Source organism: Streptomyces sp. NPDC050842 (assembly GCF_044456565.1).
Classification (GTDB): domain Bacteria; phylum Actinomycetota; class Actinomycetes; order Streptomycetales; family Streptomycetaceae; genus Streptomyces.
This window is the reverse complement of the sequence record NZ_JBITGA010000004.1, coordinates 784,214-792,317: the sequence shown is the minus strand read 5'-3', so window position 1 is coordinate 792,317 and position 8,104 is coordinate 784,214. Positions and strand designations below refer to the sequence as shown.

At 70.8% G+C, this 8,104-nt stretch carries 9 protein-coding genes and 1 pseudogene; 7 read left to right on the top strand and 3 right to left on the bottom strand.

Features of this window, described 5'->3' with window-relative positions; translation table 11 throughout:
* The 3 genes and pseudogenes from ACIBG6_RS16695 to ACIBG6_RS16685 form a co-directional block, all read left to right on the top strand.
* A pseudogene (locus ACIBG6_RS16695) lies at positions 1-401 on the top strand (hypothetical protein); the annotation flags it as partial.
* 121 nt (positions 402-522) lie between these two features.
* A complete protein-coding gene (locus ACIBG6_RS16690; protein ID WP_399223307.1) occupies positions 523-1,035 on the top strand; it encodes a hypothetical protein in 513 nt (170 codons plus the stop codon).
* A gap of 289 nt (positions 1,036-1,324) precedes the next feature.
* Positions 1,325-1,606, top strand: coding sequence for a chaplin (locus ACIBG6_RS16685; protein ID WP_141303422.1), 282 nt, complete (start codon positions 1,325-1,327; stop codon positions 1,604-1,606).
* 65 nt (positions 1,607-1,671) lie between these two features.
* On the opposite strand, the gene ACIBG6_RS16680 is transcribed toward ACIBG6_RS16685, so the two are convergent.
* Positions 1,672-2,538 (bottom strand): tyrosinase family protein, encoded by an 867-nt coding sequence (locus ACIBG6_RS16680; protein WP_399223305.1) that lies wholly within the window; start codon positions 2,536-2,538, stop codon positions 1,672-1,674.
* Positions 2,522-2,944 (bottom strand): tyrosinase family oxidase copper chaperone, encoded by a 423-nt coding sequence (locus ACIBG6_RS16675; RefSeq protein WP_399223304.1) that lies wholly within the window; start codon positions 2,942-2,944, stop codon positions 2,522-2,524. The genes ACIBG6_RS16680 and ACIBG6_RS16675 overlap by 17 nt, the downstream gene beginning before the upstream one ends.
* Before the next feature lie 149 nt (positions 2,945-3,093).
* Between ACIBG6_RS16675 and ACIBG6_RS16670 the strand changes: the two genes are divergently transcribed.
* From ACIBG6_RS16670 to ACIBG6_RS16660, 3 genes are read left to right on the top strand one after another with little or no spacing between them, the layout of a single operon-like run.
* Complete coding sequence (locus ACIBG6_RS16670; RefSeq protein ID WP_399223303.1) at positions 3,094-3,597, top strand: DUF5949 family protein; 504 nt, start codon at positions 3,094-3,096, stop codon at positions 3,595-3,597.
* A gap of 28 nt (positions 3,598-3,625) precedes the next feature.
* Entirely contained in the window at positions 3,626-4,276 is a 651-nt protein-coding gene (locus ACIBG6_RS16665) for a vitamin K epoxide reductase family protein (protein ID WP_399223302.1), read from the top strand.
* Between the two features lies 1 nt (position 4,277).
* Complete coding sequence (locus tag ACIBG6_RS16660) at positions 4,278-5,300, top strand: glycoside hydrolase family 26 protein (RefSeq protein WP_399223301.1); 1,023 nt, start codon at positions 4,278-4,280, stop codon at positions 5,298-5,300.
* Positions 5,301-5,320: 20 nt separating this feature from the next.
* On the opposite strand, the gene ACIBG6_RS16655 is transcribed toward ACIBG6_RS16660, so the two are convergent.
* A complete protein-coding gene (locus ACIBG6_RS16655) occupies positions 5,321-5,995 on the bottom strand; it encodes a hemolysin III family protein (RefSeq protein WP_399223299.1) in 675 nt (224 codons plus the stop codon).
* Positions 5,996-6,192: 197 nt separating this feature from the next.
* Here ACIBG6_RS16655 and ACIBG6_RS16650 point away from each other — a divergent pair, with 197 nt between their 5' ends.
* Positions 6,193-8,016: a phosphoenolpyruvate carboxykinase (GTP) gene (locus ACIBG6_RS16650; protein ID WP_399223297.1), complete on the top strand. Its 1,824-nt coding sequence runs from the start codon at positions 6,193-6,195 to the stop codon at positions 8,014-8,016.
* Positions 8,017-8,104 lie beyond the last annotated feature (88 nt).

Below are 8,104 nucleotides of genomic sequence, written 5' to 3'. Positions count from 1 at the left end.
CGACTCCGCCGCACACTGAGCCTCCGACGACCGAGCCTCCGCACACCGAGCCGCCGACGACTCCGCCGCACACCGAGCCGCCGACGACTGAGCCTCCGACGACGGAGCCTCCGCACACCGAGCCTCCGACGACTGAGCCTCCGACGACGGAGCCTCCGCACACCGAGCCTCCGACGACCGAGCCTCCGCACACCGAGCCTCCGACGACCGGGCCTCCGCACACCGAGCCTCCGACGACCGAGCCTCCGCACACCGAGCCTCCGACGACTCCGCCGGGCCCCGAACTCCCCGACACCGGCAGCGAGCCCGCGCTCATGGGCGCGGCCGCCATCAGTGCGGCGCTGATCATCGGCGGCACCGTCATCTACCTCCGGGGCGGACGGATCTCCCGCCGTCACTGACGTCCCCAACGGCTGACGGAACGTCAATCGAGGCCCTCGCCTTCACCGGTGAGGGCCTCGCGCGTTGCTGCACACGGGGGTATTCCGCCACGTTTCCCCCGAACGCCTCGTTCTACAGAGCATGACTCTGCGCTCTCACGCCGGCATGGGAATCCTCATGACCGCGCTCGCCTCCGCCGCCATGGCCGCCCCGGCCGCCGCCGTCGAGGCACCGGTGATCGTCCCGCTCCAGGGGCTTGAGCCCGTACTGCCGATGGACGCGCCCACGGTGGCCACCGGCGTGCCCGTCCCGGTGCCCGGCGCGCCCACCGGCTTCCAGAAGGGCCTCGGCTCCCTGCCGGACCTCACCCTGCCCAGCGTGCCGCTCTCCGGCACGCTCCCCAAGACCGTCGTGGACGCGCCGCTGCCCGAGCTCCTGGACGGCAGCGACCCCGGCCGGGCGCTCCTCAGCAGCCCGCACTCGGAGATGAAGGCGTCCACTCCCGGCGCCGTCGTCGGCAACCCCGTGGAGGCCCCGCGCGGCAACGGGCTCGCCGGCCTTCCGGACCTGGCGAAGCCTCAGGCCGCCCTCCTCACCCCCGTGCTCAGCGGAGCCCTCGACCCCCAGCTGGGTCTGGCGCCGAACGCGCACTGACGCCGCCGCGCCCCCCCCGCGCGGGTGAAGACACGATTCTTCCCCGCCACCCCAGGGGTCGTTGATCGTTACAAGGAAGGCTCGTCGCATGGCCGCGGCCCGTGGACCGAGGCCCGTCCGTCGTAACCGGCGGCGGGCGCCCTCCGTCCGCGGGCCAATCTCTTTTCGGATCTTTTCGGATTTCTTTCGTCCCGTTCGGCGCAAGGACCGTGACCAGTCCCTGTGATCGGCGTTGAAGGGGAGTCGGCCGTGATTCCTGCGGTCGCTTTCCACGTCCAAGGAGTTCTTGATGTCTCGCATCGCGAAGGCTGCCGCTGTTCTCGCCGGCACGGGTGCCGTGGCCCTCAGCGGAGCCGGCCTGGCCGTCGCCGACTCGGGCGCCGAGGCCGTCGCCGCCCACTCGCCCGGTGTCGCCTCCGGCAACGTCGTCCAGGTCCCGGTCCACGTCCCGGTCAACCTCTGTGGCAACACCGTCAACGTCATCGGCCTGCTCAACCCGGCCTTCGGCAACACCTGCATCAACGCCGACGGTCACGGCCACGACAACGGCGACGGCGGCTACGGCGGCTGATCCCCCTCGAACAGCAGGTGTGTCCCCCCGGCCCGGCGGCCGGGGGGACACACCCGTGTGCGGGGTCAGGCGTACCGGTAGATCCGGCTGTGGTCGAACAGCTCCGCCGGAGTGACCCCCCAGGGCGCCATCGGCTCGTGCCGGGCGACGACCTTGCGGTACTGCGCGTCGCCCAGCGGCGGCGGCTCCGCCGGCAGGTACACGGCCCCGGGGTTGCGCTGCTGCCACCGCGACCAGACCAGGTCGACGAAGGAGTGGTGCAGCCAGAAGACCGGGTCGTTGACGGAGCCGCCGCCGAGCATCAGCCCGCCGACCCAGCGGTGGACCCGGTTGTGGACGCGGAACCGCTCGTTGCCCTGGCCCGAGGCCCAGCCCTCCAGCCGGTTGCGGAAGCCGGAGGTGCTCGTCGAGTTCCAGGGCGCCACGTCGTACACCCGCTCCCGCATCACCTCGTCGAGCTGCGCCTGCGTGGGAAGCGCGACCGGATCGCGGGGCCGGCCGAAGTCCCTGGTCAGGAAGCGGGTCTCGGACATCGCGTACGTGACGTTCCACCGCCCGGCCGAGTGGGCGAAGGGGCCGGTCATGACCTGGAGGTCCGCGCGGCGACCGTTGCCGCCCATGAAGTCCTCGCCCCAGATCGACGAGGCCGGGCTGTTGTCCCGGGTCCAGTCCCAGTAGGGGACGGAGACCGTGCCGTCGATCCGGCGCAGCGCCTTCTCGAACTCCAGCAGGAACCTGCGGTGCCAGGGCAGGAAGCTCGGCGCCATGTGTGCGGTCCGCAGCCGCCCCTCCCCGTCGGCCGTGTAGTGGTCGATGTGGGTGCGGACGAACTCGTCGTACGCGCCGGTCCGCTTGAGCTCCAGGACGGCGGCGACGAACTTCCGGCGCTCGGCGCCGGTCAGGTCGCGCTGGTTCTTACGCGTGTACACCACGCGGGCTCCCTCCCGTCGGGTCGGTGTGGACGCCATGGGCGGCGGCGAACCGGGACAGCGGGGCCGCCCCCAGCTCGTCCACGGCGGCGCGGGTGGCCGCCAGCGGCGTCGGGCAGGACGCGTAGTGGTCGATCGGTGAGACGTATCCGCCGTCGGCGCAGCGCATCAGGTGCAGCGGCCGGCCGTCGACGAAGGCGGCCGGGGTGCCGCCGGGCCGGGAGAAGCCCCGGATGCGGCGCCCTCCGTACATCTCGTCGAAGGCGAGCGGGTCGCGCGAGCCGCGCGGCGCCCCGGACGGCGCTCCCGGTGCGGTGCGGGTCGCGATGCGGCCGAGCGCGCCCCCGGCGAAGGCGGTGACCGCCACGGCGAAGAGGGACCGCAGTGCGACGCGGCGCGGGACGATCATGAGTGATCTCCTCGGGTCGGCAATTGCCCTCAGGGCACAACGATGAAAACCCGGGTTCGTTGCGTCCGAAATGCCAGCGGCGTGAATATCGACCGTTCGGGTGAAATCGGCGAAGAGGGAGGGGGGTTGGGCCACTAGCATCCGGATTCATGACCACTTCCGACGTTGTTTCCTCGGCGCGCAGCGCCTCTCCGCTGGGTACTCTCACGGTGATTCCGTGGTCCAGCGAGTCTTCCGCCGATTCGGCGGGCACGCCGTTCCTCATGGCGTATTCGCTCGGCGACGGCCGGGACGGCCCGGAGGCCGGTCAGCAGGCGATGCGGACGGCCCTGGAGTCCATGAACCTCTCGGTCGGCGACCGGCTCTTCGACCTGGAGAAGGACGCCGGGATCAACGCGACGCTGCTCGTCGAGGGCGGCTCCGCCGTGCTCAACCTGCCCTTCCTCAAGGTGCAGTGCCCGGTGCCCGACGAGTGGGAGGCGGCCGCCCGTGAGCGCGGCCAGGTCTACCTCATCTGCTCCGTGCGCCCCTGGCCCGAGGCCGTACCCGGGCAGCCGGTCGACGAGGCGCGGCTGCGTTCCTTCGTCTCCGACGAGGAGATGCTCGCGGAGTGCGCGCACGTCCTGATGCCGGTGCGGCGCCTCCAGGGCTGAGCGCGAGAGAACGGAAGGCGGTCGCGGCATGGCGACGGTGAACGTACGGGGCGGGATGCCCGGGGAGCGGCAGGAGGAGTCCGCGCGGGAGACCGCGGGGGCGGGGCTCGGCACGGGCCGGGCCTTCGCCTGGATGCTGATGGTCACCGGGGCGGCGGGCGTACTGGCCGGCTGGGTGATCACGATCGACAAGTTCAAGCTTCTGGAGGACCCCGGCTTCCAGCCCGGGTGCAGCCTGAACCCGGTCGTGTCCTGCGGCAACATCATGAAGAGCGAGCAGGCGGCGGTCTTCGGCTTCCCCAACCCGATGCTCGGGCTCGTCACGTACGCCGTCGTCGTCGCCGCCGGTGCCGGGCTGCTTGCCGGGGCCCGCTACCGGGGCTGGTTCTGGCTCGGCCTCAACGCCGGGATGCTCTTCGGCGTCGGCTTCTGCACCTGGCTCATGTACCAGTCGCTGTACGAGATCAACGCGCTCTGCCTGTGGTGCTGCCTGGCCTGGGTCGCCACCATCGTCATGTTCTGGTACGTGACCGCGCACAACGTCCGGGCCGGGCTGCTGCCCGCCCCGGCCGGCGTGCGGACCTTCCTCGGCGAGTTCGCCTTCGCCCTGCCCGTCCTGCACATCGGGATCATCGGGATGCTGATCCTGACCCGCTGGTGGGAATTCTGGACGAGCTGACGTGAAACCCTTCCCCTGGTCGTCCCGGCCGCGGGCCGCACTGATCGTGCTGCTCGCGGCCGTTCTCGTGTTCCTGCTGCCCTACGAGCGGCTCGCGCCCGGCGGGCGGCACACCGGAAGCCGGGCCCCGGTGACGCCGGGGCCGCTGCCGGGGGTGCCCTCCGGCTTCTTCACCGGCTCCGACGAGGCCGGGGTGCGGCGGATCGCGCAGGTGCAGGCGTGGCTCGGCGGCGAGACGCTGACCGTCGGGCACACGTACCTGCCCGGTGACCGCTGGTCCAACATCGAGGGGCATCCGGCGCTCTTCGCGCCCTGGGCGCGGTGGAAGGAGGAGCGGCCGGGACGGCTCTTCGTCCTGAACGTGCCGCTGCTCGACCGCAACGAGGCGGGGCTCCCGGACGCGGAGGTGCGCGCGGGGCTGGGGCAAGGCGCGGGCGGTGCCTTCGACGCGCACTTCCGGGTCCTGGGGGAGCGGCTCGTGGAGCACGGGCTCGGCGACGCGGTCCTGGTGCTGGGCTGGGAGATGAACGGCACGACGTACAGCCATCGCTGCGGCCCGGACCCGACGGCCTGGAAGGCGTACTGGCGGCGGGTCGTGGGGGTGTTGCGGGAGGTGGCGGGGCAGCGGTTCCGCTTCGACTTCACCCCGAGCCGGGGGCTCGACGCCGTGGCGTGGCCGCTCTGCTACCCGGGGGACGACGTCGTCGACATCATCGGGATGGACGCCTACGACCAGCCGGCCGGGCTCTCCTTCGAAGGGCAAGTGACCGAGGAGTACGGGCTCGAACACCACGTGCGGTTCGCGGCGGCGCACGGGAAGCCCGTCTCGTATCCGGAGTGGGGGCTCTTCAGGAACGGGGACAACCCGGTGTACGTGCGGGGGATGCTCGACTGGTTCGCGGCGCACCGGCCCGTCTACCAGACGGTGACGGACTACTGTCCGCACGGAGTGTGGGAGTGCGCGGACAATCCGGAGTCGGCGCGGATCGTCCGGGGCGCGCTGGGGGCGCCGGCCCGTCCGTGAAGTCGGGCCGGCGAGGTCCGTCAGGCGTGCTGGTAGGCCACCAGGGAGATGCCCACGTAGTGGGCGATGAAGGCGGCCAGGGTCAGCGAGTGGAAGACCTCGTGGAAGCCGAAATAGCGCGGGGACGGGTTAGGGCGCTTGATGCCGTAGATGACCCCGCCCGCGCTGTAGAGCAGTCCGCCGACGATCACCAGGACGAGGACGGCGATGCCGCCCGTGCGCATGAAATCGGGCAGGAAGAAGACGGCGGCCCAGCCCATCGCGATGTAGCAGGGCGTGTACAGCCAGCGGGGGGCGCCGACCCAGAAGACCCGGAAGGCGATCCCGGCGAGGGCCGCCGCCCAGATCGCCCACATGAGCGGCTTGGCCGTGGAGTCGGGGAGCAGCAGCAGGGTGAGCGGGGTGTAGGTGCCCGCGATGATCAGGAAGATGTTGGCGTGGTCGAGGCGCCGGAGGATCGCCTCGCCGCGTGGGCCCCAGGTGCCGCGGTGGTACAGCGCGCTGATGCCGAAGAGCAGGCAGGCGGTGAGGGCGAAGATCCCGCAGGCGACGCGAGCCCGGGGAGAGCCGGAGAAGGCGACCAGGACGAGACCGGCGACGATCACGGCGGGGAACATCCCCGCGTGCAGCCATCCTCTGAGCCTGGGCTTCGTCGGGAGCTCGATCGGGGTGGCTTCCGGCATGGCAGCTGTCATGACAACGAATCGTACCTACGCGCCCGTAGGTCCCGGATACGAGTGGCGATGCTCACGTGTGCGGCCCTCTGGACATATGGGCGCTAACATCGGATGATCAAATGAGTGCGGTCGGCACCGGATGAGCAGCTACGAAGCATCCGGGTCGCGGCCCCCACGGGGCATACACCAAAAAAACCCCTCAACAAGGAGCAATCGTGGCGCGCGACAACGCGGCTCCCACCACCGTCCCGACCCAGCACCAGGAGCTCGTCTCCTGGGTGAACGAGATCGCGGAGATCACCCAGCCGGACGACATCGTCTGGTGCGACGGGTCCGAGGCGGAGTACGAGCGCCTGTGCGAGGAGCTCGTCGCCAAGGGGACCTTCACGAAGCTCGACCCGGTCAAGCGCCCGAACTCGTACTACGCGGCCTCCGACCCCTCCGACGTCGCGCGCGTCGAGGACCGGACGTACATCTGCTCCGAGAAGGAGGAGGACGCGGGCCCGACCAACCACTGGAAGGCCCCGGCCGAGATGAAGGAGCTCTTCGCGGGCTCCGAGGGCATCTTCCGCGGTTCGATGCGCGGCCGCACCATGTACGTCGTGCCCTTCTGCATGGGCCCCGTCGGATCCCCGCTCTCCGCCATCGGCGTCGAGATCACGGACTCCGCCTACGTCGCCGTCTCCATGCGCACCATGACCCGCATGGGACAGGCCGTCCTGGACGAGCTCGGCACCGACGGCTTCTTCGTCAAGGCCGTGCACACGCTGGGCGCCCCGCTCGCCGAGGGCGAGGCCGACGTGCCGTGGCCCTGCAACACCACCAAGTACATCTCGCACTTCCCCGAGAGCCGCGAGATCTGGTCGTACGGCTCGGGCTACGGCGGCAACGCCCTGCTCGGCAAGAAGTGCTACGCGCTCCGCATCGCCTCCGTCATGGCGCGTGACGAGGGCTGGCTCGCCGAGCACATGCTGATCCTCAAGCTCACCCCGCCGCAGGGCGAGTCGAAGTACGTTGCCGCCGCCTTCCCGTCGGCCTGTGGCAAGACCAACCTCGCCATGCTGGAGCCCACGATCTCCGGCTGGACGGTCGAGACCATCGGCGACGACATCGCCTGGATGCGCTTCGGCGAGGACGGCCGCCTCTACGCGATCAACCCCGAGGCGGGCTTCTTCGGCGTCGCGCCCGGCACCGGCGAGCACACCAACGCCAACGCCATGAAGACCATGTGGGGCAACTCCGTCTTCACGAACGTCGCCCTCACGGACGACGGCGACGTGTGGTGGGAGGGGATGACCGAGACGGCCCCCGCGCACCTCACGGACTGGAAGGGCAACGACTGGACGCCCGCGTCCGAGACGCCGGCCGCCCACCCGAACGCCCGCTTCACCGTGCCGGCCGGGCAGTGCCCGATCATCGCGCCGGAGTGGGAGGACCCGAAGGGCGTGCCGATCTCGGCGATCCTCTTCGGCGGCCGCCGCGCCTCCGCCGTCCCGCTGGTGACCGAGTCCTTCGACTGGAACCACGGCGTCTTCCTCGGTGCGAACGTCGCCTCCGAGAAGACCGCCGCCGCCGAGGGCAAGGTCGGCGAGCTGCGCCGCGACCCCTTCGCCATGCTGCCGTTCTGCGGCTACAACATGGGCGACTACATGGCCCACTGGGTCAAGGTCGGCGCCAACGCGGACGCTGCCAAGCTGCCGAAGATCTACTACGTGAACTGGTTCCGCAAGAACGAGGCGGGCAAGTTCGTGTGGCCCGGCTTCGGCGAGAACAGCCGTGTCCTGAAGTGGATCGTCGAGCGCCTGGAGGGCAAGGCCGAGGGCGTCGAGACCCCGATCGGCATCCTGCCTACCGCGGAGTCCCTGGACACCGAGGGCCTGGACCTGCCGGCCGAGGACCTGGAGTTCCTCCTCAAGGTCGACCGTGACGTGTGGCGCGAAGAGGCCGCCCTCGTCCCCGACCACCTGAACACCTTCGGCGACCACACGCCGAAGGAGCTGTGGGACCAGTACAACGCGCTCGTGGAGCGCCTGGGCTAGTCGTCCCTTCGAGACTCGTGGTGGGTTGCCCCGAAACACCGCCCTGACCAGTGGGGTCACGACGGCCCACCACGACGCAGCCGGCCCC

Coding starts and splice junctions, on each gene's coding strand:
- ACIBG6_RS16665 (WP_399223302.1), top strand. CDS start 3,626: ATGGCGACGGTGAACGTACGGGGCGGGATGCCCGGGGAGCGGCAGGAG.
- ACIBG6_RS16670 (WP_399223303.1), top strand. CDS start 3,094: ATGACCACTTCCGACGTTGTTTCCTCGGCGCGCAGCGCCTCTCCGCTG.
- ACIBG6_RS16655 (WP_399223299.1), bottom strand. CDS start 5,995: ATGACAGCTGCCATGCCGGAAGCCACCCCGATCGAGCTCCCGACGAAG.
- ACIBG6_RS16685 (WP_141303422.1), top strand. CDS start 1,325: ATGTCTCGCATCGCGAAGGCTGCCGCTGTTCTCGCCGGCACGGGTGCC.
- ACIBG6_RS16690 (WP_399223307.1), top strand. CDS start 523: ATGACTCTGCGCTCTCACGCCGGCATGGGAATCCTCATGACCGCGCTC.
- ACIBG6_RS16675 (WP_399223304.1), bottom strand. CDS start 2,944: ATGATCGTCCCGCGCCGCGTCGCACTGCGGTCCCTCTTCGCCGTGGCG.